This is a genomic window from Streptomyces sp. NPDC001068, assembly GCF_042897315.1.
Classification (GTDB): Bacteria; Actinomycetota; Actinomycetes; order Streptomycetales; family Streptomycetaceae; genus Streptomyces.
The window spans coordinates 1-25,562 of sequence record NZ_JBIAYD010000014.1; the positions used below are offsets into that span (position 1 = coordinate 1).

Annotated in this window: 23 protein-coding genes; 15 read left to right on the plus strand and 8 right to left on the minus strand. The window is 73.8% G+C overall.

Annotated elements, in window-relative coordinates; all coding sequences use genetic code 11:
- Positions 1-292 precede the first annotated feature (292 nt).
- Positions 293-565, minus strand: coding sequence for a ferredoxin (locus tag ACFY3I_RS34370; RefSeq protein WP_390864927.1), 273 nt, complete (start codon positions 563-565; stop codon positions 293-295).
- 3 nt (positions 566-568) lie between these two features.
- A complete protein-coding gene (locus tag ACFY3I_RS34375) occupies positions 569-2,026 on the minus strand; it encodes an aldehyde dehydrogenase (protein WP_390864928.1) in 1,458 nt (485 codons plus the stop codon).
- Positions 2,027-3,036: 1,010 nt separating this feature from the next.
- Here ACFY3I_RS34375 and ACFY3I_RS34380 point away from each other — a divergent pair.
- Both ACFY3I_RS34380 and ACFY3I_RS34385 read left to right on the plus strand, forming a co-directional pair.
- Entirely contained in the window at positions 3,037-4,095 is a 1,059-nt protein-coding gene (locus ACFY3I_RS34380; protein WP_390864929.1) for an MBL fold metallo-hydrolase, read from the plus strand.
- Positions 4,096-4,336: 241 nt separating this feature from the next.
- Complete coding sequence (locus tag ACFY3I_RS34385; protein WP_390864930.1) at positions 4,337-5,368, plus strand: hypothetical protein; 1,032 nt, start codon at positions 4,337-4,339, stop codon at positions 5,366-5,368.
- A gap of 12 nt (positions 5,369-5,380) precedes the next feature.
- On the opposite strand, the gene ACFY3I_RS34390 is transcribed toward ACFY3I_RS34385, so the two are convergent.
- Complete coding sequence (locus ACFY3I_RS34390; RefSeq protein ID WP_390864931.1) at positions 5,381-6,028, minus strand: phosphotransferase family protein; 648 nt, start codon at positions 6,026-6,028, stop codon at positions 5,381-5,383.
- Between the two features lie 333 nt (positions 6,029-6,361).
- On the opposite strand from ACFY3I_RS34390, the gene ACFY3I_RS34395 reads away from it, so the two are divergent.
- The 7 genes from ACFY3I_RS34395 (at position 6,362) to ACFY3I_RS34425 (ending at position 13,725) form a co-directional block, all read left to right on the plus strand.
- Entirely contained in the window at positions 6,362-7,585 is a 1,224-nt protein-coding gene (locus ACFY3I_RS34395) for a prenyltransferase/squalene oxidase repeat-containing protein (protein WP_390864932.1), read from the plus strand.
- Complete coding sequence (locus ACFY3I_RS34400; protein WP_390864933.1) at positions 7,582-8,226, plus strand: SCO2322 family protein; 645 nt, start codon at positions 7,582-7,584, stop codon at positions 8,224-8,226. The genes ACFY3I_RS34395 and ACFY3I_RS34400 overlap by 4 nt, the downstream gene beginning before the upstream one ends.
- Positions 8,227-8,452: 226 nt before the next feature.
- Positions 8,453-9,541: a CbiQ family ECF transporter T component gene (locus tag ACFY3I_RS34405; RefSeq protein WP_390864934.1), complete on the plus strand. Its 1,089-nt coding sequence runs from the start codon at positions 8,453-8,455 to the stop codon at positions 9,539-9,541.
- Positions 9,538-11,349 (plus strand): ABC transporter ATP-binding protein, encoded by a 1,812-nt coding sequence (locus ACFY3I_RS34410; protein WP_390864935.1) that lies wholly within the window; start codon positions 9,538-9,540, stop codon positions 11,347-11,349. The genes ACFY3I_RS34405 and ACFY3I_RS34410 overlap by 4 nt, the downstream gene beginning before the upstream one ends.
- Positions 11,346-12,155: an ECF transporter S component gene (locus ACFY3I_RS34415; RefSeq protein WP_390864936.1), complete on the plus strand. Its 810-nt coding sequence runs from the start codon at positions 11,346-11,348 to the stop codon at positions 12,153-12,155. The genes ACFY3I_RS34410 and ACFY3I_RS34415 overlap by 4 nt, the downstream gene beginning before the upstream one ends.
- 335 nt (positions 12,156-12,490) lie before the next feature.
- Positions 12,491-12,904 carry a transglycosylase SLT domain-containing protein gene (locus ACFY3I_RS34420; protein ID WP_390864937.1) on the plus strand — a complete coding sequence of 138 codons (414 nt, stop codon included), beginning with the start codon at positions 12,491-12,493 and terminating at the stop codon, positions 12,902-12,904.
- 134 nt (positions 12,905-13,038) lie between these two features.
- Positions 13,039-13,725, plus strand: coding sequence for a YoaK family protein (locus tag ACFY3I_RS34425; RefSeq protein WP_390864938.1), 687 nt, complete (start codon positions 13,039-13,041; stop codon positions 13,723-13,725).
- A 118-nt stretch (positions 13,726-13,843) separates the two neighbouring features.
- On the opposite strand, the gene ACFY3I_RS34430 is transcribed toward ACFY3I_RS34425, so the two are convergent.
- Positions 13,844-15,079 carry a cytochrome P450 gene (locus ACFY3I_RS34430; RefSeq protein WP_365290209.1) on the minus strand — a complete coding sequence of 412 codons (1,236 nt, stop codon included), beginning with the start codon at positions 15,077-15,079 and terminating at the stop codon, positions 13,844-13,846.
- Between the two features lie 274 nt (positions 15,080-15,353).
- On the opposite strand from ACFY3I_RS34430, the gene ACFY3I_RS34435 reads away from it, so the two are divergent.
- The 3 genes from ACFY3I_RS34435 to ACFY3I_RS34445 all read left to right on the plus strand — a co-directional run bounded on the left by ACFY3I_RS34435 (position 15,354) and on the right by ACFY3I_RS34445 (position 19,391).
- Positions 15,354-16,523: a steroid 3-ketoacyl-CoA thiolase gene (locus ACFY3I_RS34435; RefSeq protein WP_390864939.1), complete on the plus strand. Its 1,170-nt coding sequence runs from the start codon at positions 15,354-15,356 to the stop codon at positions 16,521-16,523.
- A gap of 306 nt (positions 16,524-16,829) precedes the next feature.
- Positions 16,830-18,209, plus strand: a complete 1,380-nt coding sequence (gene proP / locus ACFY3I_RS34440) for a glycine betaine/L-proline transporter ProP (RefSeq protein WP_390864940.1) — start codon at positions 16,830-16,832, stop codon at positions 18,207-18,209.
- Positions 18,210-18,719: 510 nt separating this feature from the next.
- Positions 18,720-19,391, plus strand: coding sequence for an O-methyltransferase (locus tag ACFY3I_RS34445; RefSeq protein ID WP_365290205.1), 672 nt, complete (start codon positions 18,720-18,722; stop codon positions 19,389-19,391).
- Positions 19,392-19,403: 12 nt separating this feature from the next.
- On the opposite strand, the gene ACFY3I_RS34450 is transcribed toward ACFY3I_RS34445, so the two are convergent.
- A complete protein-coding gene (locus ACFY3I_RS34450; RefSeq protein WP_390864941.1) occupies positions 19,404-19,793 on the minus strand; it encodes a hypothetical protein in 390 nt (129 codons plus the stop codon).
- A gap of 91 nt (positions 19,794-19,884) precedes the next feature.
- Here ACFY3I_RS34450 and ACFY3I_RS34455 point away from each other — a divergent pair, with 91 nt between their 5' ends.
- The gene (locus ACFY3I_RS34455) at positions 19,885-20,316 is read left to right on the plus strand and encodes a DUF1992 domain-containing protein (protein WP_365290202.1); all 432 of its coding nucleotides are present in this window, start codon (positions 19,885-19,887) and stop codon (positions 20,314-20,316) included.
- On the opposite strand, the gene ACFY3I_RS34460 is transcribed toward ACFY3I_RS34455, so the two are convergent.
- Positions 20,305-21,027, minus strand: coding sequence for a hypothetical protein (locus ACFY3I_RS34460; protein WP_390864942.1), 723 nt, complete (start codon positions 21,025-21,027; stop codon positions 20,305-20,307). The two genes, ACFY3I_RS34455 and ACFY3I_RS34460, sit on opposite strands and share 12 nt — an antisense overlap.
- A gap of 5 nt (positions 21,028-21,032) precedes the next feature.
- Positions 21,033-21,680, minus strand: coding sequence for a hypothetical protein (locus ACFY3I_RS34465; protein WP_390864943.1), 648 nt, complete (start codon positions 21,678-21,680; stop codon positions 21,033-21,035).
- Positions 21,681-21,831: 151 nt separating this feature from the next.
- Between ACFY3I_RS34465 and ACFY3I_RS34470 the strand changes: the two genes are divergently transcribed.
- Positions 21,832-22,329 (plus strand): GNAT family N-acetyltransferase, encoded by a 498-nt coding sequence (locus tag ACFY3I_RS34470; protein WP_390864944.1) that lies wholly within the window; start codon positions 21,832-21,834, stop codon positions 22,327-22,329.
- On the opposite strand, the gene ACFY3I_RS34475 is transcribed toward ACFY3I_RS34470, so the two are convergent.
- The gene (locus ACFY3I_RS34475) at positions 22,322-24,355 is read right to left on the minus strand and encodes a DHA2 family efflux MFS transporter permease subunit (protein WP_390864945.1); all 2,034 of its coding nucleotides are present in this window, start codon (positions 24,353-24,355) and stop codon (positions 22,322-22,324) included. The genes ACFY3I_RS34470 and ACFY3I_RS34475 overlap by 8 nt on opposite strands.
- 209 nt (positions 24,356-24,564) lie before the next feature.
- Between ACFY3I_RS34475 and ACFY3I_RS34480 the strand changes: the two genes are divergently transcribed.
- Complete coding sequence (locus tag ACFY3I_RS34480; RefSeq protein ID WP_390864946.1) at positions 24,565-25,551, plus strand: peptidoglycan-binding protein; 987 nt, start codon at positions 24,565-24,567, stop codon at positions 25,549-25,551.
- The last annotated feature ends 11 nt before the right edge of the window (positions 25,552-25,562 follow it).

The following is a 25,562-nucleotide window of genomic DNA, read 5'->3' on the forward strand; positions in this document are numbered from 1 at the left end:
CCTTCGCCCGCCTCCGGGCCCCCGGTTCTCCCGGATCTCGAAGTCCATTGCATCCCCTGAGCTGGGGTGTTGCAACGACCACTAGAACTCAAGCACCGACGGGGGCACCGAGTTCGCCGTCCCCGGCGACGGGTCGGTCCTGCGGCTGGGGCGGAGGCTGGTCCCCGGCTCGCGGCCGCCCGCCGACGCGGCCGGGTACGTCACCGGGGCCTGGCGGCAGCCGGACGGCACGCGCGCCGGGGCGCTGTTCGCCGTCCTCCGGCCCCGCTAGTACGCACCCCGGGGCGGGAGGTCACTCCTCGGGCGGGAAGACGGGTTCCCCGCTGTCCAGCAGGGTGATCGTGATCGCCTCCACCGGGCAGTTCTCCGCCGCGTCGAGGATCATGCCGCTGGCGTCGCTCTCCGGGTCCACGGGGTGGGACTGCATGGCGGAGTCGAGGCGGAAGGCCCCGGCGGCCCGGTTGACGCACTGGGCCGAGCCGATGCAGACGGAACGGTCGACCTCGACGTGCCAGCGGTCACCCGCCCCCACACCCGAATGCGCTCGCGCGGGAGTCACCTCCATCTCTCACGCCTCCCATCCGGCCGGGAGGTGGATCATCTTGTGCTCCAGGAACTCGCCGTAGCCCTCGGGCCCGAACTCCCGCCCCAGCCCTGAGTTCTTGTAGCCGCCGAACGGACCGAGCATGTCCAGGCTGAAGGTGTTGACCGAGTAGGTGCCGGTACGGACCCGGCGCGCGACCTCGATGCCGTGCGCCACGTCCGACGTCCACACGCTTCCGCTCAACCCGTAGTCCGAGTCGTTCGCGATCTTCAGGGCCTCGGACTCGTCCCCGTAGGGGAGGAGGCAGATCACCGGACCGAAGATCTCCTCCCTGGCGATCCGCATCGAGTTGTCGACGTCGCCGAAGAGGGTCGGCTCGACGTACCAGCCCTTCTCCAGCCCCGCGGGACGGCCGCCGCCCGTCAGGATCTTCGCGCCCTCCTCCTGCCCGATCCGGATGTAGTCCAGGTTCCGCTGCTGCTGGCGGCGCGCGACCAGCGGGCCCACCTGGGTGGCCGGGTCGAGCGGGTCGCCGACCTTCAGGGCGCCCGCCGCGGCCGCGAAGGCGTCGGCGAACTCGTCGTACCGGGAACGCGGGACGAGGATGCGGGTCTGGGCGACGCACGCCTGACCGTTGTTCATCCAGGCGGCGGGGACGATCCCGGCGACGGCGGTGGCCGCGTCCGCGTCCGGCAGCACGACCGCGGCCGACTTGCCGCCCAGTTCCAGGGTCACCCGGGTGAGGTTCTTCGCGGCGACCTCCATCACCCGTTTGCCGGCCGCGACCGAGCCGGTGAAGGAGACCTTGTCGACGCCCGGGTGCGCGACGAGGTACTCGCTCACCTCGCGGTCCGCCGGGAGGATGGACAGCACGCCCTCGGGCAGCCCGGCCTCCTTGGTGATCTCGCCGAGCAGGTAGGCGTCCAGCGGCGACTCCGGGGACGGCTTGAGCACCACCGTGCAGCCGGTGAGCAGCGCGGGGGCGAGCTTGGCGGCGGCCACGAACTGCGGCACGTTCCAGGGCACGACGGCCGCGACGACCCCGACCGGCTCCCGCCGCACCATGATCTTCCCGAGCACCCCGTCGCGCGTCTCCTCGTAGGTGAAGTCGCGGGCCACCCGGATCGCCGAGTCCCACACCATCATCGCGCCGAGGGCCTGGGCGAGAACGCTCCACGAGTACGGTGAACCGTTCTCGGAGGAGATCACCCGGGCGATCTCCTCGTGCCGCACGGCGATCGCGTCCTTGATCCGGGTGACGACCTCGATCCGCTCGGCGAGGCTCGTCCGCGGCCAGGGCCCCTCGTCGAAGGCCCGCCGCGCGACCCCGACCGCGCGGTCCACGTCCGCCCGCGAGGCGTGCGGCACCCGCCCGAAGACCTCCTCGGTGTGCGGCGACACCACCTCGATGACGTCCTTGCCCAGGGGGTCGGTCAACTCCCCGCCGATGAACAGCTGTCCATGCTCCAGGAACTCGGTCACGGCACCCCACCACGCTTCCTGACGATGTTTCAGAACTGATACCAGTTCCAGTCAAAGGAGTCCACGGACAGCACGAGAATGGGCCTGACCAGCGGTTTCCCGACGACGGGCGGCTACCGGCAGCCGGGAACCCGGGCCTCCCAAGCTCGGGTCCTGCGGCCACCGGATACGCGGTGGCCTCCCGAAGCGTGGTTCTGTAGCTTGCCCCCATGACAGACAACCGAAGGGACAATGCCGCGTAGGCGCCCGTCAGCCCTGCGGGGAAACCTCCCTGTCCGCCCCTGGAGGCGGCGACGGTACCCGTTCATCGATCACCTCTCGGGATCTTGCACAGCTGACCTGCGTCGGCTGGAGCGAACCCGCTTCTGGCCCGAAGCCACGGAAGAAGCGTTCTGGCACTGGCGGGCCTATGCACACGGCCCTCTCAGTCAACTTGTGGACCCACTCATAAGTCCCGATTGCGGCATCCCTGAGTGCGGGTGTTGCGGCGCCGACTTCCGCGAGCACCTCGAAGCCGTGCTTCACGCACTGCCCAGGAAGAGCGCGCGTGAGTTGCGCGCCCTCGTAAGGGCCCTCGACAGGAAGATTCTGGCAAGGGCCGAGGTCATCCCGGCTGACAGCCTGGACGTGCCATGGTGGCAAGGCCAGCTCTAGGCCATGGGCGGCCGTCTCGGGGAGCCCCGTCCACGGCCGTCCGGTCGGGACTCGCCGCCGCTGCCGTCCTGATCGACGAACAGCGCGGACGTCCGGGCCCGGTCGGCGAGGCTGATCCGGCCCGGCTCCGGGCCCAGCTCCGCGGCAACCGGCCCTCCGGACGGACGGACATCGGTGCCCGGTCGTCACCAGGCCGTCGCCCACTGCGCGGTGTCCACAAGCGGCACCCGGACGCGTCCGCATCCTCGCAGGTCAGGTCAATGTCCCGCGATGCCGGTCGACTTGGGCATCCATTGAAACCAGTTCTAGTTATAGTGAGCGATGGCCGCGCGACGGTGCGGGGGCGGAGGCTACGGATGACGAACGGTCAGGGCGAGTCGGTGGCGGTCACCGTTCACGATCACGGTGGCGGCGTGCGGGCCGTCGAGGTGCCCATCCCGGACAATCCCCTCGGTCACACCCTGGTGTACGTCGTCGACACCGATCGCGGGCCCGTGCTGGTGGACACGGGATGGGACGATCCGGGTTCCTGGGACGCACTCGTGGCGGGGCTGGCCGCGTGCGGGACGGCGGTCGGCGAGGTGTACGGGGTCGTCATCACCCACCATCACCCCGATCACCACGGGCTGTCGGGGCGGGTCCGGGAGGCCTCCGGGGCCTGGATCGCCATGCACGCGGCCGACGCGGCCATCGTGCGGCGGACCCGCGGGACCCGGCCCGAGCGGTGGTTCACCTACATGACGGCGAAGCTGGAGGCCGCCGGCGCACCCGAGGAGCACGTCGCGCCGCTGCGGGGCGGACCCCGCAGGGGCGGCTCCCTGCCGGGCCTGTCCCCCGCCGTTCCCGACCGGGAGATCCATCCCGGTGAACTGCTCGACCTGCCCGGCCGCCGGCTGCGCGGCGTCTGGACGCCCGGGCACACGCCCGGCCACGTCTGCCTGCACCTGGAGGAGGAGCATCCGGCCCGGCTGCCGGGACACGGGCGCCTGTTCTCCGGTGACCATCTGCTCCCCGGGATCACCCCGCACATCGGCCTGTACGAGGATCCCGACGACGCGACTGTCACCGACCCCCTCGGCGACTACCTGGACTCCCTGGAGCGCGTCGGCCGGCTCGCCCCCGCCGAGGTCCTCCCGGCCCACCAGTACACCCTCACCGACGCGCCCGCCCGGGTACGGGAACTCCTGGCCCACCACGAGGAACGGCTCGCGGCCCTCCGGGTCCTGCTGCGGCGGCCCCTGACCCTGTGGCAGTTGGCCGTCGGGATGGAGTGGAACCGGCCCTGGGAACAGATCCCCTACGGGTCGCGGAACATCGCCGTCTCGGAGGCGGAGGCGCATCTGCGGCGGCTGGTGAAACTGGGCCTGGTGGAGCCGGTGGCCGGGACCGAGCCGGTCACGTACGTGGCGGTGTAGCCGACGGGAGGACCGGGGGCGCCCTCGGATGCGAACACCGCTTCCGGTCCGCGGACATGCCGGGTCGCGCCGGGGAATTGGGCGGTAATCGTTGACATATGACGGTTCGCCAGAAAGGATCGGGATCGGTCACATGGTCAGGTCATGGTCGAACCCGACCGCCCCGGGTGCCGCCTGAGGCGGCAACGGCATCCAGGGACGACCAGCCGCCCCGCCTCCGCCCGGAAGGTGAGGCGAGTCGATGCCGCAGCCCCTCCTGCTTCTCGGCGCCGGCCGCCGGCGCGCGTACGACGAGTTCGTGCTGACGCGCATCGCCGCGGCCCGCCCCGTGGTGCTGGTGGACGCCGCCCCGCCCGACTGGGCACGCCCGCGCCTGGCCGGTCGCCTCGCGGCCGACCCCGGCAAGGACGGGGCGACGGCGTCCGCGGTGGTCCGGTTCGCGGCCCGGCACCGGGTCCGCGGGGTACTGGCCCACTCCGCCGGGTACGCGGTCGCGGCCGCCAGGATCGCCGCGCAGCTCGGGCTGCCCGGCCCCTCCCGCGGCGCCGCGGCCGCCTGTGCCGACCCGGCCCTGCTGCACGCCTCGCTCGCCGCCGGCGCGGTCCCCGCCGACGATCCCGGACCGCCCAGGGTCAGCGCCGAGACCGTGGTCCTGGACGGCGAGATCCGCATCGTCGCCATCACCCGTACGACCCTGGGCCCGGCGCCCGCCCGGCAGCCGCTGCGGCACACCGTGCACACCCACGACGGTCTGCTGCACAACCGTTTCCTGCGGCTGGCCGTCGACCGCACCGTGCACGCCCTCGGCCTGATCCGGGGTGTGCTGCACATCGGGCTGCGGCTCACCGACCGCGGCCCGCGGGTCACCGACGTCACCCCGTGCCTGCCGGGCGACCTGATCCCGCTCCTGGTCAGGCGCGCCACCGGCGTCGACCTCGCGCAGGCCGCCGCGGCCCTGGCCACCGGCGAGGTGCCGGACACCACGCCCACCCGGCAGCGGGCCGCCTCGGTCCGGTTCGCCTACCCGGCCGCCACCGGCCGCCTCGAGCACCTGACGCTCTCCCCGGAAGCGGCCCGGGAGCCCGGCGCCGAGCGCATGATCCTCACCCGGGACGCCGGTCACCACGTCACCGCCGGCCCGTACGCGACCGTCGAGGACCGGCTGGCGCTCTGGGTCGCCGTCGGTGAGGATCCCGCCGCCTGCGACGACGCCCTGCGCCGGATGGGCCGCCACCTGTCGGCGGGCATCGCCCCGGTCGTGACGGCGGCCTGAGCGCGGCCCAGGTCATCGCAGGGTTCGTACCAACCGCTCGGCCGCCGGGAGCAGTTCGACCTCCCGTCGGCTCATCGTCGGGTTCGCCGCGCGTCGCCGCAGGGCCTCCGCCAGGCCCTCGTCGGTCAGTTCGCCAGGATCGGCGAGCAGGGCCGCGAGCAGGTCGCGGGCCATCGGCAGCTCGCCCACCGCGACCTGGGCGAGGATCACCGCGGACATGGCCCAGTCCAGCCCCGGCGGCCCGTCCTCGGCCTCGGTCCAGTCGATGACCCGCGGCCCGTCGGGCGTCAGCATCACGTTGCCGGGGTGCAGGTCGAGGTGGAGGACCCGCGTGCCGGGGCGGGCCGGATCCCGTCCGGGCACGGCGTGCAGCCGCCGCAGCAGCGCGGCGAGCAGGGCACCGCCCTCGGCCGGGCCCGTCTCCCCCGCCAGCAGCGCCGCCAGCAGGGTGGGCCCGGACAGCCGCTCCATGACCAGGTCGGTGGGGGATCCGGAGGGCCGCACCCGGGGCGCCGGGTACCCGTGGAGCCGTACGTGCGTCATCACCGCGCCCTCGGCGGCCGCGTCCACCCGGCCGTCCCTGACCCGGCGCAGCACCCAGGTCCCGTCGATCTCGTACACGTCGGCCGAACGCCCCGAACCCAGCAGTCTTCCCGTCATGGCATGACCATAACCAGCGGCTTCGACCACCGGCCGCCCCTCGGCCCCGAGAGGGCGGCCGGTAAAGTGGGCGGGTCGTCATCACCCGTACGGGGGAAAGCCGGTGCAAACCCGGCGCCGGTACCCGCCCGGTCCTCGGCCTCGCCCGGACCGGGATCGCCCCTTTCCGTGACCCGTCGTACCGGCGGTGCACCGGACCGCCCCGCGCGGGACGCCGACCAGTCCATGTGCGTCGGCACCCGTCGGCGCACGGCACCGTAGAGGTTCACGGAGCCGAGCCGCGGGGTGTCCCGAGGCGCCCGGCTCCCCCGCAGGGAGAGGCATCCGCCGATCATGACCGTCCTCCGCCGCAGCGCCGCGGTGCTGGCCGCCACCGCCGTCATCGGTGCCGCCACGCCCGCCATCACCGCGACGGCCGCCGACACCCCGTCCCCGTCCGCCTCGGCGGTACTCCCGTCGGGGCTGTTCGGCCGTACGGACCCCCAGTACGACGGCGTCTGGCGCCAGTCGCTCGCCCTGCTCGCCCAGCACACGGTGGGGGTGACCCCGGCCGCGAAGGCGGTGGACTGGCTGACCGGCCAGCAGTGCGCCGACGGCTCGTACGCGGCGTTCCGCGCCGAGCCGGCCGCGGCCTGCGGTGCCAAGGTGACCGTGGACACGAACAGCACGGCCGCCGCCGTACAGGCGCTCACGGCGGTCGGCGGACACGACGACGCCGTCGGCAGGTCGGTGACCTGGCTGAAGGCGCAGCGGAACAAGGACGGCGGCTGGGGCTACGCGCCCGGCTCGCCCAGCGACACCAACTCCACCGCCGTGGTGGCCGGTGCGCTCGCCGCCGCCGGCGAGAGCCCGGACGGGGCGGCGGCCGGCCTGCTCGCCAAGTGGTCCCTCCCCTGCGGCGGGGACGGCGGCGGCGCGCTCGCCTACCAGCCGGACAAGAAGGGGAAGCTGACCGCCAACGCGGACGCGACGGCCGCCGGGGTGCTCGGTGTCCTCGGCAAGGGGTTCGTGACGACGGCCGGGAAGGCGCCGGCGGACGGCCACGCCTGCGCCGCCCTCGGCAAGGCTCCGGCACCGCGGGACGTGGCCCGCAACGGCGTCGCGTACCTGGCCGCGGCCACCCACGCCAAGGGGTACCTGGTCTCCGCGCTGGCCGGCGCCAAGCCGCAGCCGGACTACGGCAACACCGCCGACGCCGTGGTGGCCATGGCCGCGCAGGGTTCGACCGAGCCCGCGAAGCAGCCGTACGCCTGGCTGGAGGCCCATGCCGTGCCGTGGGCGAAGCAGAGCGGTCCCGCGGCCTACGCGGAACTGATCCTCGCGGCGCACGCGATGGGCGCGGACCCGCGCGACTTCGGCGGCACGGACCTGGTGACGGCCCTGAACGCGACCGGTCCGGCCCCCGAGGCCGCGGCGGAGCAGGACGGGAAGAAGGCCGGGACGAAGGCCGAGAAGTCGTCGGGCACCAGTCTCTGGTGGATCGTCGGCACCGGCCTCGTCGCCGGTGTCGGCATCGGGTTCCTGCTCAGCGGGCGCCGGAAGCAGCGACAGCCGTGAGCGGCGTCCGCCGCGCGGCGCTGCTCGTCGTCACCGCGCTGGCCGTGCTGGTGGCGGCCGTGCCGGCGCAGGCGGCCGGATACCGCTACTGGTCCTTCTGGGAGCGGGACGGTGCGCGGTGGACGTACGCCACACAGGGCCCGGCCACCGCGCGGCCGGGCGACGGCGCCGTCGAGGGGTACCGGTTCGCGGTGAGCGAGGACTCGGGGGACGCGTCGCGGCCGCGCGGGACGGCGGACTTCGGCACGATCTGCGCGGACACGGCCGCGGTCCGGGGGAAGAAGCGCGTGGGGCTGGTCATCGACTTCGGTACGGCGGCGGACGCGCCGTCCGCGCAGCGGCCGCCGGTGCGGCGGACCGCGTGCTCGGTGGTGGCGGAGGACGCGACGGCGGCGGAGGCGCTGGCCGCGGTGGCCAGGCCGTTGCGGTACGACACGAACGCGCTGCTGTGCGCGATCGGCGGCTATCCGGCGAAGGGGTGCGGGGAGAAGGTCGCGGCGGCCGGTACGTCCCGGGGCGGTGCCCCGGACGGCGGGCCGTCGGGGAACGGGCCGTCCGTGGGTCTGCTCGCCGGGGCCGGGGTGGTCGTCGCGGTCGCCGCGGGCGCCTTCTGGCAGGCGCGGCGGCGCAAGGATGCGTGATCGCGACCGCCACGGCGCGGGCCGGCCGGGACCGGCCGCGCTCCGGGGCGCGGCCGCCGACGGCTGCCGCCCCGCGGCCCTCGGGGGCGCTCCCCGGCCGCCCGCGTCCGGGCCGGCGCACGCGGCCGCGGACGGCCGTGCCGCCGCCACGCCGGAGGTCCCCCCGGGTGGGCGGACCCTGACCGGGGGACGGCCGGAATCGGCCGCCCCCCGGGGACGCGACCGGGTGGCGGCCCCCGTTCCCCGGGCCCGGCGTGCGCGCGGCCTGCACCCCGGGGCCTGGTGGCTGTGGGCGCTCTCCCTCGGGGTCGCCGCCTCCCGTACCACCAACCCCCTCCTGCTGGCCCTGCTCGTCGCGGTGGCCGGTCATGTCGTGGCCGCCTGCCGGGGTCGGAACCGGGGGGCGGGTGCCTACTCCGCCTTCGCCAGGCTCGCCCTCGCCGTGCTGCTCGTCCGGCTGGCCTTCACCGTCTTCCTCGGCTCCCCCGTCCCCGGTTCGCACACCCTCGTCACCCTCCCGGAGATCCCGCTGCCCCACTGGGCGCAGGGCATCCGGCTCGGTGGCCGGGTCAGCGCCGAGGCGCTGGTCTTCACGCTCTACGACGGCCTGCGGATCGCCACCCTGCTGATCTGCGTCGGCGCCGCGAACGCGCTCGCCGATCCGGCCCGTCTCCTCAAGTCGCTGCCCGGCGCGCTGTACGAGCTGGGCGTGGCCGTGGTCGTCGCGCTCACCTTCGCCCCGAACCTGATCGCCGACGTCCGGCGGCTGCGCGCCGCCCGCCGGCTGCGCGGCCGCCCCGACTCCGGCGTCCGGGGTCTGCTCCAGGTCGGACTGCCGGTGCTGGAGGGCGCGTTGGAGCGTTCGGTCGCCCTGGCCGCCGCGATGGACGCGCGTGGTTACGGCCGTAGCGCCGACGTACCGGACCGGGTCCGTCGTACGACGGCGGCGCTGACCCTCGGCGGCCTGCTCGGGGTGTGCGCGGGAACGTACGGGCTGCTCACCGCCGAGGGCGGCGGTTACGGGCTGCCCCTGCTGCTGGCCGGGGTGGTCGCCGCGCTCGCGGGGCTGCGGCTCGGCGGCCGCCGTTCGCTGCGCACCCGTTACCGGCCGGACGCGTGGGACGTACGGGCCTGGCTGGTGTCCGGGTCGGGCGCGGCCGTCGCCGGTCTGCTGGCGCTGGCCGCGGCGCGGGATCCGGACGCCCTGCAGCCCGGGGTCGTACCGCTGGTCGCCCCGACGCTTCCGCTGTGGCCCGCGGCGGCCGTACTGCTCGGCCTGCTGCCCGTCCTCGTCGCGCCGAAGGAGCCGTCGTGATCCGTTTCGAGGACGTCTCCGTGACGTACGAGGGTGCGGCCGGGCCGGCCGTGCGGGGCGTCGACCTCGAAGTGCCTGAAGGCGAGCTCGTCCTGCTGGCGGGCCCCTCCGGTACCGGCAAGTCGACGATCCTGAACGCCGTCAGCGGACTGGTGCCGCACTTCACCGGGGGCACCCTGCGCGGCCGGGTGACCGTCGCGGGGCGGGACACCCGGACGCACAGGCCACGTGAACTCGCCGATGTCGTCGGCACGGTGGGTCAGGATCCGCTCGCCCATTTCGTGACCGCCACGGTGGAGGACGAACTCGCCTACGGGATGGAGTCGCTCGGCATCGCGCCGGCCGTGATGCGGCGCCGGGTGGAGGAGACCCTCGACCTGCTCGGCCTCGACGGGCTGCGGGACCGGGCGATCGCCACCCTCTCCGGCGGGCAGCGACAACGGGTCGCGATCGGGTCGGTGCTCACCCCGCATCCGGAGGTCCTGGTCCTCGACGAGCCGACCTCCGCACTCGACCCGGCCGCCGCCGAGGAGGTGCTGGCCGTGCTGCAGCGGCTGGTGCACGACCTCGGGACCACGGTGTTCCTCGCCGAGCACCGGCTGGAACGGGTGGTGCAGTACGCCGACCGGGTGGTGCTGCTTCCCGAGCCGGGAGCCGCTCCGGTGTGCGGTACCCCGGCCGAGGTGATGGCCGTGTCGCCGGTGTGCCCGCCGGTGGTGGAGCTGGGCAGGCTGGCCGGATGGTCGCCGCTGCCGATGACGGTCCGGGACGCCCGGCGCCGGGCCGGCGGGCTGCGTGAGCGGCTGACCGTACGAACCCCGAGGCAGCACACCCCCATCGCCGACCCGACTCCCGCCCCAGCGGCCCCGGCGCCGCCCGCGGATCCCACGGTTCCCGCGGCCCCGGCGCCTCCTGCGGATCTCACGGTTCCCGCGGCCACGACCCCCCGTGCCGGGCCGGGCGCGGGCCGGTGGCGGTCCGCTGGCCGGGGCTCCCGCGGCGGGCGGCCCGGGGCCCGTGGGCCCGCAGGCCCGGCGGTCCCCGCGGCTGCCGTCCCTCCGCTCGCCGAGGTCCGCTCGCTGGCCGTCCGCCGGGACCGGGTGGACGCGCTGTGCGGGGTCGGTCTCACCGTCGCGCCCGGCGAGACCGTCGCCCTCATGGGCCGTAACGGGGCCGGGAAGTCCACGCTGCTGAGTGCTCTGGTGGGGCTGGTGGAGCCGAACTCCGGGACGGTCCGGGTCGGCGGGGCCGTACCGCATCGCACCCGCCCGCGCGACCTCGTACGCCTGGTCGGTCTGGTCCCGCAGGAACCCCGTGACCTGCTGTACGCCGACACGGTCGGCGCCGAGTGCGCGGCCGCCGACCGGGATGCCGCGGCGGCGCCGGGGACCTGCCGTGAGCTGGTGTCCGCGCTGCTCCCCGGGGTCGCCGACGCCACGCATCCGCGTGACCTGTCCGAGGGGCAGCGGCTGGCGCTGGCGCTGGCCGTGGTGCTCACCGCCCGGCCGCCGCTGCTCCTGCTGGACGAGCCGACCCGGGGCCTCGACTACGCGGCGAAGGCCCGGCTGGTCGGCGTGCTGCGCGGACTCGCCGCCGACGGGCACGCGATCGTGCTGGCCACCCACGACGTGGAGCTGGCCGCCGAGATCGCGGACCGGGTCGTGCTGCTCGCGCAGGGCGAGGTGATCGCGGACGGTCCGACGGACGACATAGTCGTGTCCTCCCCGTCCTTCGCGCCGCAGGTGACGAAGGTCCTGGCGCCGCAGCGGTGGCTGACCGTGGCCCAGGTGCGGGAGGCGCTGGCATGACCGGCCCGGTGCGGCTCGGCCCCCGCTCGGTGGCCGCCCTGCTCCTCGTCAGTGCGGTCGGCGTGGTCGCCGTCGGCTGGCCCTTCCTCGCCCCGCCCGGTTCCCGGCTGACCTCGCACGCCCAGGACGCGCCGTGGCTGTTCGCGGGTCTGCTGCTCCTGCTGGTCGCCGTGCTCGGGGCGACGATCTCCGAGTCGGGGCTGGGTCCGAAGGCGGTCGCCATGCTCGGCGTGCTGGCCGCGACGGGGGCGGCGCTGCGGCCGATCGGGGCGGGCACCGCGGGGATCGAGCCGATGTTCTTCCTGATGGTGCTGAGCGGGCGGGTGCTGGGGCCGGGCTTCGGGTTCGCCCTCGGCTCGCTCACCATGTTCGCGTCGGCGCTGCTCACCGGCGGGGTGGGGCCGTGGCTGCCGTTCCAGATGCTGGCGATGGGCTGGTTCACGATGGGCGCCGGGCTGCTGCCGGGGGCGGGCCGGCTGCGCGGACGCGGTGAGCTCGCGCTGCTGGCGGGGTACGGCTTCCTGGCCGCGTTCGGCTACGGCCTGGTCGTGGACCTGGCCGGCTGGCCGCTGCTGGCCGGCACCGCCTCGAACATCGCCTTCGACCCACAGGCCGGGCCCGCCGCCAACCTGGCCCGCTTCCTCGCCTACAGCCTGGCCACCGCGATGGGCTGGAACCTGGGCCGGGCCCTGTGCACGGTGGTGCTGACCCTCGTCCTCGGGCCGGCCCTGCTGCGGGCGCTGCGCCGGGCGACCAGGAGGGCGGCCTTCGAGACCGCGGTCACATTCGACGATCCCGGGGCGTGAGGGCTCGGGGGCGTCCGGTGACGGCACCGGTGAGGCACCCCACGTGACCCGGATCACCTACGGCCGGGGCTAGTAGTGGAGTATTTCCTTAATGTCCGATTCGCCAGGGGCCTGACCTGCGCTTTGAGAGCCACGCCACACAAGCGGCATAAGCCTCCTGTGCGACCGCAACTAGTAAAAGGGGTGATTGCGGACGGGTTTGCGGCCTGCTTCTCTGGACGACGTCGCCAGGCACCACCGGCTCCCAGCGGGCCACGGAGCCGACGCACACGGCCGCCGCCCTCGGGCGGTTCCGGAGCACGGCGATCCCCTGTCCCCGACGAACGAGGTTCTCCGTGTCCGTGTCCCTGATCAGCCGCATCGCCTCCCCGAAGAAGGTCCTCACCGCCGCCGCCGTGGCCGCCGCCACCGCCGGTATGGCACTGAGCGCGGCGCCCGCCCAGGCCGCCACCGGCTCGGCCTCCTCCGCCCAGGCGATCGCGCACAAGATGATCCCGGACGCCGCACAGTTCGACGCGTTCAGCAACATCGTCTCGCACGAGAGCGGCTGGAACCCCAGCGCCACCAACAGCTCCTCCGGCGCCTACGGCCTGGTCCAGGCCCTGCCGGGCTCGAAGATGGCGTCCGCCGGGTCCGACTGGAAGACCAACCCGGCCACCCAGATCAAGTGGGGTCTGGACTACATGAACTCCCGCTACGGCAGCCCGACGGCCGCCTGGAGCTTCTGGCAGGCCAACGGCTGGTACTGAGCCGGCCGACCCGCTCCCCCAACCTCGGCACCCTCGCCCCCCTCCTCCCGGGCGAGGGTGCCGACGTGTGTCCGGACGTGGTGGACTGATGCGGCAGAGCCGTCGAACCCGAGAGCCACCCGACCGGAGGGGCGATGCCCGCGGCGACACCGACCCGTGATCCCGAGACCCGCGGTGTGCGACTGGTCGTCGTCCTGCTGGCCCTGACCGTGCTGAGCGGTCTGATCGACGCGGTCAGCTATCTCGGCCTGGGCCACGTCTTCACCGCGAACATGACCGGCAACGTGGTGATCCTGGGCTTCGCGGCGGCCGGGGCGCCCGGCTTCTCCGTCCCCCACTCGGCCGCCTCACTGGCCGCGTTCCTGCTGGGCGCGGCGGTGGGCGGCCGGGTCACGGCCCGGTTCTGCGGCGGGTCCCGCCGCCGGTGGATGCGGGTGACGCTGGCGGCGGAGGCGGTCCTGGTCGCCGCGGCGGCCGTGGTGGCCTTCGCCGGGCCCGGCGGGACGGCGACGACGTACACGCTGATCGCGCTGACCGCCTTCGCGATGGGGCTGCGCAACGCCAACGTCCGCAAGCTGGGCGTCCCGGACCTCACGGCGACCACGGTCCTGACGACGACGCTGACCGGCCTGGTCGCCGAGTCCCATCTCGGCGACGCCAGCAAGCCGCGCTCCCCGCGCCGGGTGGCGGCGGTGTTCGCGCTGGCCGCCGGAGCGGTGCTGGGCGCCTGGCTGGTCCTCCACCAGAGCCTGGGGGTCCCGCTGCTGGTCGCGGCGGTGGTCGCCGGGGTGCTGGCCGTGGTGACGTCCGGGCGGGAGTGACGCGGGCCGGTGGTGACGGTGTCTCGGGGGAGGCAGGAACGAGGGCGTGGGAAGGGGTGCTCCTGCCTCCCTCGGGGCGGGCCGGCGGCGCCGGGAGCCGTCGGCCCGGGTCGAGGGGTCAGGCCGTGGTGACCTGGAGGTGCTTCACTCCGTTGATCCACGCCGAGCGCAGCCGGTCCGGGTCGCCGACCAGGCGCAGGGCCGGCATCGCGTCGGCTATGGCGTTGAAGATCAGGTCGATCTCCAGGACCGCGAGGGACTTGCCCAGGCAGTAGTGGGGGCCGCCGCCGCCGAAGCCGAGGTGGGGGTTGGGGTCCCGGGTGATGTCGAAGGTGCCGGGGTCGGTGAAGACCTCGGGGTCGTGGTTGGCCGAGGCGTAGAAGACGCCGACCCGGTCGCCCTTGCGGATCAGCTTGCCGCCGAGCTCGGTGTCCTGGGTGGCGGTGCGCTGGAAGGAGTTGACCGGGGTGGCCCAGCGGACGATCTCCTCGGCGGCGGTCGCGGGGCGCTCGCGCTTGTAGAGGTCCCAGGCGTCGGGGTGGGTGAGGAAGGCGTGCATGCCGTGGGTGATGGCGTTGCGGGTGGTCTCGTTCCCGGCCACCGCGAGCATCAGCACGAAGAAGCCGAACTCGTCGGAGCCCAGGTTGCCCTCGTCCTCGGCCGCCACCAGCGTGGAGACGATGTCCTTGGCCGGGCACTGCTTGCGGTCGGCGGCCATGTTCATCGCGTAGGCGATCAGCTCGGTGGCCGACTCGGCGCCCACCTCCTCGGTGATCGCGTACTCCGGGTCGTCGTACGAGATCATCTTGTTCGACCAGTCGAAGATCTTCGCCCGGTCGTCCTGCGGGATGCCGATCAGTTCGGCGATGGCCTGGAGGGGGAGCTCGCAGGCGACCTCGGTGACGAAGTCGAAGGGTCCGGAGTGGGCGCGGGCGGCGTCCGTGATCGCCCGGGCGCGGGCGCGCAGCCGGTCCTCCAGGGCGCGGATGGAGCGGGGCGTGAAGCCGCGCTGGATGATCTGGCGGACCCGGGTGTGCTCGGGCGGGTCCATGTTGAGCAGGATCAGCCGCTGGGCGTCGATCGCGTCCCGCGGGATGTGCTCGGTGAAGCGGATGATCGCCGTGTTGAGCCAGGACGAGAAGAGTTCGGGGTGCGTGGAGACGTACTTGACGTCGGCGTGCCGGGTGACGGCCCAGTACCCGTCGTCCGCGAACCCGGCGATGCCGTGCGGCTGTTCGATCCAGCGGACCGGCTCCGCCCGGCGCAACTCGGCGAACTCCGGCAGCGGCACCCGTTGATGGAGCAGGTCGGGGTCGGTGAGGTCGAACCCGTCGGGCAGCGCGGGACAGGGCATGGCGACTCACTCCCACCGTGTACGGACCTGGAATACGTCTGCTCCGACCGCGTTCTGACGGACCATCAGAGCGAGTCGGCTGCCGTGAAGGTAGTAACGGGTTCTACAAGTCGCAAGAGGCGCGGTCGCCCCAATTGCGTGCACCCCTCTTGCGGTTGCGGACAGCCTGTCAGCAGACTGCACACAGAACTAGTACGCGTTCTAGTTCTGCGTGGCGGGCCGGGCCGGGACGCCCCTGCGCCGCGCGGGTGACCGAGGAGAGGACCGAGCCCCCATGGCCGCGGAACCCGTGATCGTCGAAGCCGTACGCACCCCCATCGGCAAGCGCGGCGGCGCGCTCGCCAACCTCCACCCCGCCTATCTCCTGGGCGAGACCTACCGTGAACTCCTCGGCCGCACCGGCATCCCCGCCGACTGCGTCGAGCAGATCGTCGGCGGCACGGTGACCCACGCCGGCGAGCAGTCCATGAACCCCGCGCGCACGGCCTGGCTGACCGTCGGACTGCCCTACGAGACCGCGGCCACCACCGTCGACTGCCAGTGCGGCTCCTCGCAGCAGGCCGCGCACATGACCGCGAACATGATCGCCGCCGGGGTCATCGACGTCGGGATCAGCTGCGGCGTCGAGGCGATGTCGCGGGTGCCGCTGGGCTCCGGCTCCAAGCACGGGCCGGGCAAGCCCTTCCCCGACGAGTGGAACGTCGACCTGCCCAACCAGTTCGAGGCCGCCGAGCGCATCGCCCGCCACCGGGGCCTGACCAGGCAGGACGTCGACGCGCTCGGGCTGCGTTCGCAGGAGCGGGCGGCGCACGCCTGGGCCGAGGAGCGGTTCAAGCGGGAGACCTTCGCCGTACAGGTGCCGACGACGGAGGAGGAGCAGCACGCGGGGCAGGGCATGTGGCGCCTGGTCGACCGGGACGAGGGCCTGCGCGACACGTCCACGGAGGCGCTCCTCGGCCTGAAGCCGGTGATGCCGACCGCGGTCCACACGGCGGGCAACTCCTCGCAGATCTCCGACGGCGCCGCCGCCATCATGTGGGCGTCGAAGCGGATGGCGCGCGCCCTGAAACTGCGCCCGCGGGCCCGGATCGTCGCCCAGGCCCTGGTGGGCGCCGATCCGCACTTCCACCTCGACGGGCCGATCGACGCGACCCGGGCGGTGCTCGGCAAGGCCGGCATGACCCTGCGGGACATCGACCTGGTGGAGATCAACGAGGCGTTCGCGTCGGTGGTGCTGAGCTGGGCCCAGGTCTTCGAGCAGAGCCTGGACAAGCTCAACGTCAACGGCGGCGCCATCGCCCTGGGCCATCCGGTGGGGGCCACCGGCGCCCGCCTGATCACCACGGCCCTGCACGAGCTGGAACGCACCGACAAGGAGTTCGCCCTGGTGACCATGTGCGCGGGCGGCGGCCTGGCCACCGGGACGATCCTCCAGCGGCTGTAGCGGACGGACGGGGGGGCGAGGGGGCGAGGGGGACGGACAGGGCGGGGCGGGGGCGGATCCGGCGGACGACCGGCGCGGAAGGGGCCCGGTCGTCCGCGCGGAGCGCGACAAGGATCACAGTGATCGGTCCGCATACGCCCCCGTCGGCGGGCATACGTCCCTGCGTACACCGCGTTTAGCTGCACACTGCACGGATGCGGGTACGCGACGTGACGGGCCCGAACCCTCCTATCGTCGCTCTCCGACCCGTCCGGCGCCGTACGGGCCGCCGTCCCTGTCCCCGTCGAAAGGTAGGCGAGCCCCGTTTTGGCGACCGCCACAGCCGTCACCCCGCCCGTCACGATCCCCGGCCCCCGTACGGCCGACCGCGCACCCACCGTCACCGACCCCGCGCTGGTGAAGCGCGCCGTGAAGGCCGCGGCGCTCGGCAACGCCATGGAGTGGTTCGACTTCGGCGTCTACAGCTACATCGCGGTGACCCTGGGCAAGGTCTTCTTCCCGTCCGGCAGCCCGACCGCGCAGCTGCTGTCCACGTTCGGCGCCTTCGCCGCGGCCTTCCTGGTCCGCCCGCTCGGCGGCATGGTCTTCGGGCCGCTCGGCGACCGTGTCGGCCGCCAGAAGGTCCTCGCCGTCACCATGATCATGATGGCGGCCGGCACCTTCGCGATCGGCCTGATCCCGTCGTACACGACGATCGGCGTCGGAGCCCCGATCCTGCTCCTCGCCGCCCGCCTGGTGCAGGGTTTCTCCACCGGCGGCGAGTACGCGGGGGCCTCCACGTTCATCGCCGAGTACGCGCCGGACAAGAAGCGCGGCTTCTTCGGCAGCTGGCTGGAGTTCGGCACGCTGGCGGGCTACATCGGCGGCGCGGGCCTGGTCACCCTGTTGACGGCCCTGCTCTCCGACGGCGACCTGACCTCCTGGGGCTGGCGCGTCCCGTTCCTGGTCGCGGGCCCGATGGGCATCATCGGCCTCTACCTGCGGATGCGCCTGGAGGAGACCCCCGCGTTCGCGGCGGAGGTCGAGAAGTCCGAGTCGTCCCGCCCGAAGGTCCCCCTGCGCGAGATGATCACGAGCCAGTGGCGCGCCCTGCTGCTGTGCGTGGCCCTGGTCCTGGTCTTCAACGTCACGGACTACATGCTGCTGTCGTACATGCCGAGCTACCTGACGAGCGAGCTGAAGTACGACGAGACGCACGGTCTGCTGGTGGTCCTCGCCGTCATGGCCCTGATGATGATCGTCCAGCCGTTCGCCGGTGCGCTGACCGACCGCGTCGGCCGCCGCCCGGTGATCGCCGCGGGCTGCGCGGGCTTCCTCTGCCTCTCCGTCCCGGCCCTGCTCCTGATCCGCCAGGGCAGCCTGGCCGCGGTCGGCCTCGGCATGGGCGCGCTGGGCCTCCTGCTGGTCTGCTTCACGGCGGCGATGCCCGCGGCCCTGCCGGCACTGTTCCCGACCCGGGTCCGCTACGGCTCCCTGTCGATCGGCTTCAACGTCTCGGTGTCCCTCTTCGGCGGTACGACCCCGCTCGTGGTGACGGCCCTGATCGGGGCGACGGGCGACATGATGATGCCCGCGTACTACATGATGGCCGCGGCGGTCGTCGGCGGCTTCGCGGCCTGGCGGATGGCCGAGACGGCCGGCAGGCCCCTGCCGGGCTCGGCCCCGTCGGTCGAGGCACCCCGCTAGTGCTGTGACCGGAAAGGTTTGCCGGAAAGCTCGCGGCGTCCGGTGCGGTGCATCGCAAGGCGGAGCATCGCCCGCGTACTGGATGTACTCGGGCGATGCGACAACGCGGCGAGGTGCCGTGCCGGGCGTCGCGAGCCGGTGAACCTTCCCGGTCGCAGCACTAGGTCCCCGGAGGGCCGCACCCCGCGCCCGGCCTGTCGACAGACAGGCGGTCGCTGTCCGGAACGGCACCCGCGACCGTGCCCTCCGTCGTACCGTCCGAGGTCCTGATCGACGGCACGGCGGGGGGCATCGTCCGTGATCGGCCGGTGGCGGCCCCGCGGACGCGCACGCCTGCTCCGGTGCGGCCGCCACCGGCCCGCCGGGTGCGCCGGGTGAGTCGGGTGCGCCGATCGGCTGAGTTCCGTCCGGTACCGGGGCGGTCGGTCGCCGGGACACCCACCCCGTGAGCAGTGCTGAGCCGATAGCTTTCGGTGGGCAGTTACCTGACACCGGAAAGGCAGCGGACGCATGAGCGGCTCTCAGCTCTGGGACGACGTCGACTTCTACTTCTCCAGCCACCTCTCGCCGGACGACGAGGTACTCCAGGCGGCCCTGCGTGAGAGCGAGGCCAACGACCTCCCGCACATCGCGGTCACCCCCGGCCAGGGCAAACTGCTCCAGCTCCTCGCGCAGATCCAGGACGCCCGGAACATCCTGGAGATCGGCACCCTGGGCGGCTACAGCACCATCTGGCTGGCCCGCGGCCTGCCCGCCGACGGCAGGCTGATCACGCTGGAGTACAGCGCCCGGCACGCCGAGGTGGCGGTCCGCAACATCGCGCGCGCCGGACTGGAACGCGTCGTCGAGGTACGGGTCGGCCCCGCCCTGGAGTCGCTGCCCAAGCTCGCCGACGAGAACCCGGCCCCCTTCGACCTGGTCTTCATCGACGCCGACAAGGCCAACAACCCGCACTACGTGGAGTGGGCGCTGCGGCTCACCCGCGCCGGCAGCCTGATCGTCCTCGACAACGTGGTGCGCGGCGGCCGGGTCGCGGACGCGGACAACGGCGAACCCGACGTGGTCGGCACCCGGGCCGCGATCGAACTGATCGCCACCCACCCGAGGCTGAGCGGCACGGCGATCCAGACGGTCGGCAGCAAGGGGTACGACGGGTTCGCCCTGGCCCGGGTCCTGGCCTGACCCGGCCCGGTCTCAAGCCTCGTGGTAGAAGCCCACGTTGACGCTGCGCGGGGCGGTGCGGTCCCGGACGACGATCTCGCCGGAGCCGCCCCGGGGCAGCGCGACGGTGACGCCGTACCCGATGGCCTGGGCGTACTCGCCGACGGTCAGCAGGACCTCGGACGACGGTTCGGCCTGGGAACCGCGCAGCCAGGTGACCTGCCAGCCGCCCTCCGGCCCGCACAGGAACTCCAGGTGCACCCGGGAGACGAACAGCCAGTCGTCGGGCGTGGTGAGACGGCAGACGGCGGCATCGCGGCCCACTCGCAGCACGGCGCCCGGTTCGCTCGGCGCGTCGGCCATGAACATGCCGGCGGTTTCGCCCGCGTCCCCGGACACGGAGGCCATGGTGAGTTCGAGCACGTGCTTTCCCCCTGCGCGGTTCCTGAATCGTTCGTGGATCTCCGGCGCATGATAAAACGCCCGGCGCGGTGGCGTCCGGCACAATGAAGTCATGACCGAGCGAAAGCCACCCGGGGTGCCGTTCGAGTCCTGGGTCGACAAGCAGATCCGGGACGCCCAGCAGCGCGGCGAGTTCGACCGGCTCACCGGCGCGGGCGAGCCGTTGCCGACCGAACTGGAGACGTCCTACGACGAACTGTGGTGGGTCAAGCGGAAGATGGCCCGGGAGGGCCTGGCGATGCTGCCGCCGGCGCTCGCGCTGCGCAAGGAGGCCGAGGACGCGCTGGCGGCCGCCTACGCGGCCCCCTCGGAGCGGATCGTCCGCAGGATCATCACGGAGGTCAACGTGAAGATCCGGGACATGATGTACAAGCCGCCACCCGGGCCCCCGCTGGGCAAGAAGCCGTACGACGTCGAAGAGGTCGTGGGCGAGTGGCGGGAGCGCCGGGCGGCGGCCGGGACGGCGGCGGACTCAGATGTGTAGCAGCCGGTCCGCGAGTTCGCGGTAGTCCCGCAGGGCCAGCCGGAGTTGCTCGGTGTCGGCCGTGCCGGGGTGGTCCCGGTCGGCCTCCTGCCAGCTGCCGCGCAGGGTACGGCGGCGCCGGTCGACGGCGTCGGTGAGGCGGGCGCTGAGTTCCTCGAGCGCCCGGTCGGCCTCCTCCACGGCCGCGCGCGGCTCGTCGACGAAACCGTTGACCGCGTGCTGCAGGCGCCGCTCCAGCTGCCCGCACTCCTCGTTGGGCATGAGCCGCCCGCCGTTCACGGCCTGCTCGCCGTCGCCCGCCGCGGGGCGGCCGGTGTTCACCGCGGTCCGGCCCCCGTCGGCGGCCGGCCGGTCGTCGCCCGCCGCGAAGCCGCCGGCGGCCGCCGCGCGGTCGTCCGTCCCGATCCCGCGGTCGTCCGTCCCGATGCCGCGGTCGTCCGTGCGTGCCGGGCGGTCGGCGCGGGTCGCGTCCGGGGTGTGGCCCGGCCCGTCGCCGGCCACCAGCACCGCCTGCCCGGGCGCCTCCTCCCGGTCGTCGGCGCGCTTCGCCGCGATGTCCTCACGCCCGGTGGCGGCCCCCCTGGCGGGGGTGCCCTCGCGGTCGGTCGTGCCCTCGGCGGTGCGTTCCTCGCGACCCGGCATCGCCTCGTCGCCGGGGTATATGTCGCCGCTCATGGACTGGCGGCCCTTCCCTGTCCTGGCTTCGGTCATGTCGGTCAGCTCTCCTTCGGGCGGCTTCGGTCCGCGGACCAGGGCAGATGGCCGCCGGTGTCGGCACCGACACCGGCGTGGTGACGGCCGGACGCGCCGGCCGACGAGGTGACGAGGTCGTCGAAGAGCGAGCGGGCCTCGAGCACGGCCTCGCGCATCTCCTCGGTGGCCGCCTGGCTCTGCTGGTCCGCGCTCACGGGCGCCTGGGCGGCACGATGGATGCGCCGGTAGCCGTCGACGTGGTCGGCGTGGTGCACGGACAGCGCGGCGACCTGGTCGTCGTACTCGGCACCGGCCGGGAACCCGCGGGCCGCGGCCACCTCGGCGAGCAGCCGGTCGATCTCGGTCACGGACTCCCGCGGCGAGTCGACGAAGTGCTCCTGCGCGCTCGTCCAGCGGGCCGTGTAGCGCTCGCGCTCCGTTTCTTCCAGCGGGCGTTCGCGCATGTCGCCGTGGCGCTGCACCCGCTCGGCGAGCTCCTGCTCGGCCGCCTTGGTGTCGCCCTCGTGCTGGGCCACGACCCGCTCGTACTCGGGCCCGAAGCGCTGCTTCAGGCCGTGCGGGCCGCCGCGCCTGGAGCGCGCGGCCAGCAGGGCCGCGACGACGACCACGGCGGCCACGATCACAATCGCGATGATCAAGCCTGTGGACATGGTTGCCTTCCGGTGTCTCGGCCCGACGGGCCGGCTCCCTCACCGGGTGACCCGCACGGCGCCCGGCAAACAGCCCTGAACGCGGCGGCGGGAGCGTACCGCCGGGAATCCGGTTGCGCGACCCCCCCGGGGCCGCCCGAGACTGCCGTCCATGACCATCTGGACGATCACCCCCGAAGGCCCCGGTTCGCCCGTCGCCGCCGCCCTGTGGCGGGCGTACTACACCGAGGTCAGCGACCGCTGGTACCTGCGCCACGAGGGCCGGCGTACCGACCCGGCCGAGCTGGAGCGCGCGATCGCCGCCCACCCGGGAAGCGAACTCACCGCGCCCACCGGGAGGTTGCTGGTCGCGCGGTACGACGGTGTACCGGCCGGCAGCGCGGGCGTACGGCTCCTGGACGCGGCCACCGCCGAACTCACCCGGGTCTTCGTGCACGAGGGGCTGCGCGGCCTGGGCGGTGCCGCCCTCCTCGTGGCGGCGGCCGAGGACGCGGCCCGCGCGCTCGGGGCGGGGCGGATGGTGCTGGACACCCGCACCGATCTCGTCGAGGCCCGTGCCCTGTACGCGCGACTCGGTTACACGGAGGGCGAACCGCACAACGACGACGTGTACGCCGAGCACTGGTTCCGCAAGGACCTCGTCAACTGACCTGCCGGGACGGCGTCTTCTGGGGCTGCTCGCGTTCGGTGCCGCACAGTCCGTCGGTCAGGTCGCGCACCAGGCGGTCCAGGTCGGTGGGCCGGTCCGGGCCCCACCAGTCGCCGAGCAGGTCGGCCAGGGACTCCTCGCGGGCCCTGGCGAGCCGTTCGGCGATCACGCGGCCCTGGCCGGTCAGGGTCAGGTCCAGACCCAGGCGGTCCACGAGGTGCCGCTCCTCCAGTTGGCGGGCACCCTCCAGGACGACGGTCAGCGGCACGGTCCCGCGCTCGGCGAGCCGTCCGGGCTCCACGGAGCCGTACCTGCGGATCCGCAGCAGCAGCCAGCCGGCCGCGGGCAGCAGGTCGACGCCCGCCCGCTCGTTGATCTTCCGGTAGACCTGCCGGCGGCCCTCCCGGGTGCCGAGCAGCGACAGGGCCCGGCAGCACTCGTCGTACGACGAGCGCTGCACGGGGTTGGGCGGGATGGTCTCCGAGGCGTCCGGCGCGGTGACCGAGGCGCGCAGCCGGTCCTCCTTGAGGAACCAGGCCAGGAGGAAGCCGAGGGCGGCCACCGGGGCGGCGTACAGGAAGACGTCGGTGATCGAGGACGCGTAGGCGTGCAATGCCGCCGGGCGCAGCGCGGGCGGCAGTTCGGAGATGCCGCGCGGGTCGGCCTGCAGGGCGTCCGGGGTGACACCGCCCGGCAGGCGCACGCCCAGGAAGGCGTCGGCCAGCTTGTCGGCGAGGCGGCTCGCGAAGACCGAGCCGAAGATCGCCACGCCGAAGGAGGCGCCGATGGAGCGGAAGAAGGTCGCGCCGGAGGTGGCGACGCCGAGGTCCTCGTAGGAGACGGAGTTCTGCACGATAAGGACCAGTACCTGCATGACCAGCCCGAGGCCGAGGCCGAAGACGAAGAAGCAGCCGCTCATCTCGGCGGTCGAGCTGTGTTCGTCGAGCCGGTGCAGCAGGAGCAGGCCGATGGCGACGACGGCGGTGCCGGCGACCGGGAACACCTTCCAGTGGCCCGTGTGGCTGACGATCTGGCCGGAGAGGGTGGAGGACAGCAGCAGTCCGATCACCATCGGCAGCATGTGCACGCCCGACAGGGTCGGCGAGATGCCGTGCACGACCTGGAGGAAGGTCGGCAGGTAGGTCATCGCGCCGAACATCGCGAAGCCGACGATGAAGCTGATCACGGAGGCGAGCGTGAAGGTGCGGACGCGGAAGAGCTTCAGCGGGAGCACCGGTTCGGCGGCGCGCCGCTCGACGGCCGTGAAGGCGACGGCGAGCAGTACCCCGAGCACCGCGAGCCCGATGATCTGCGGCGACCCCCAGGGCCAGGTGGTCCCGCCCATCGAGGCCACCAGTACCAGGCAGGTGGCGACGGCCGCGATCAGCGCGGTGCCGAGGTAGTCGATGCGGTGGTGGGCGCTCCGCCGCGGTATGCGCAGCGCGACCGCGATCACGGCGAGCGCGATCAGGCCGAGGGGCAGGTTGACGTAGAACACCCAGCGCCAGCTGAGATGTTGGGTGAGCACGCCGCCGAGCAGCGGCCCCAGCACGCTGGTCGCGCCGAAGACGGCGCCGAACAGGCCCTGGTAGCGCCCCCGGTCGCGGGGCGGCACGAGGTCTCCCACGATCGCCGTCGACAGCACCAGGAGCCCGCCGCCACCGAGCCCCTGCAGCGCGCGGAAGCCGATCAGCTCGCCCATGCTCCGGGCGGTCCCGCACAGGGCCGACCCGACGAGGAAGATCACGATCGCGGCCTGGAAGAGCCGCTTGCGCCCGTACAGGTCACCGAGCTTGCCCCACAGCGGGGTGGCGGCGGTGGAGGCCAGCAGGTAGGCGGTGACCACCCAGGAGAGGTGTTCGAGGCCGCCCAGGTCGCTGACGATCGTGGGCAGCGCGGTCGACACGATGGTCTGGTCGAGCGCGGCCAGCAGCAGGCCGAGCAGCAGCGCACCGATCGGGACGAGCACATTGCCGGGCACGTGCTCCGCGTCCCGCGCCTGGGTGTGCGTCATGTCCAGGGCCATGGAGACCTCCCGGAGTGCTTTCAGCCATCTTCCATCGTGGACGGTGTCACCCGGTACGGCCCGTCGAGCCGCCTTCGTCCGCCGCTGAAACGGGGGGATCCTGCGAACGTACGTGTGGGCGGGCCGCATAACCTGTGGAGTCCGTGAGGGTTCGCGCGGGGGTGCGAAGGAATCGTGCGGGACCCGCCCGGAGGGAGGGGACGAACAGCGTGACGGAGACGACCGGGGGCCACCGCTGCCCGGAGTGCGGGGAGCCGAGGGGCGCGGACAACACGCCTTCCTGCGACTGCACCCGGCGGGCGTCGGACGCGCTGCGCGACGCCCGGACCGCCGAACAGGCGGCCGCCGAGGACTTCGACCCGCTGCGGATACGACCGTACGTCGACCTCCCGGGAGGCGGGCCGGAGGCCGATGCCGCAGGCGGGAGGAGCGCGCCGTCGCCGGTGGTCGAGGCGGCCACCGTGTCGCTGCGGGCGGTGCCGGGGGCGGAGGTGCCGGGGCGGGAGGCGCCGGCTGCGGAGGTGCCCGAGCCGGAGGCACCCGAGCCCGAGGCGCCCGAACCTGAGGTGCCGCCACGCGACCCGCCGCGGGCACGGCGTCGGGTACCCCGGTGGGTGCTGCCGGTCTCGATCGCCGGGGCGGTGGCCGGGGTCCTCGCGACGGCCACTCTCGCCGGCGGACTGTTCTCCCGTATGACGCCGGAGCGGGACACGGCGGCGCCGGGGGACGTCCGGGCGAGCGTTCCCGACGTGACGCCGGGCAGGGGCTCGGCGTCGGCCACGGCACCGGTGACGTCGGCGGCGGCGAAGGCGCCGGCGGTGCCGTCCGCGCCCGCCGCCACGAGCGCCTCGCCGACGGCCTCGCCGTCCCGGACGGTGAGCGCGAGCCCGTCGGCGACCGCGTCCCGTCGGGCCACGCCGACCCGGTCGGCGACGACGACCGGCACGGCCGCCTCCGCGCAGCCCACCTCGGCACCGGTCCTGGGCCCGGGGGACAGCGGCCCCGAGGTGACGGAGCTCCAGTCGCGACTGGCGCAGCTGAGACTCTTCACGGGGACGGCCGACGGCCACTACGGCGGCACGACGGAGGCCGCGGTACGGACGTACCAGCTGGCGCGGGGGATCCTGACGGACCCGTCGGGGGTGTACGGGGCGGCCACTCGGGCGGCGCTGGAGGCGGAGACGGCGGAGCCGTAGGAGCCGGTCAC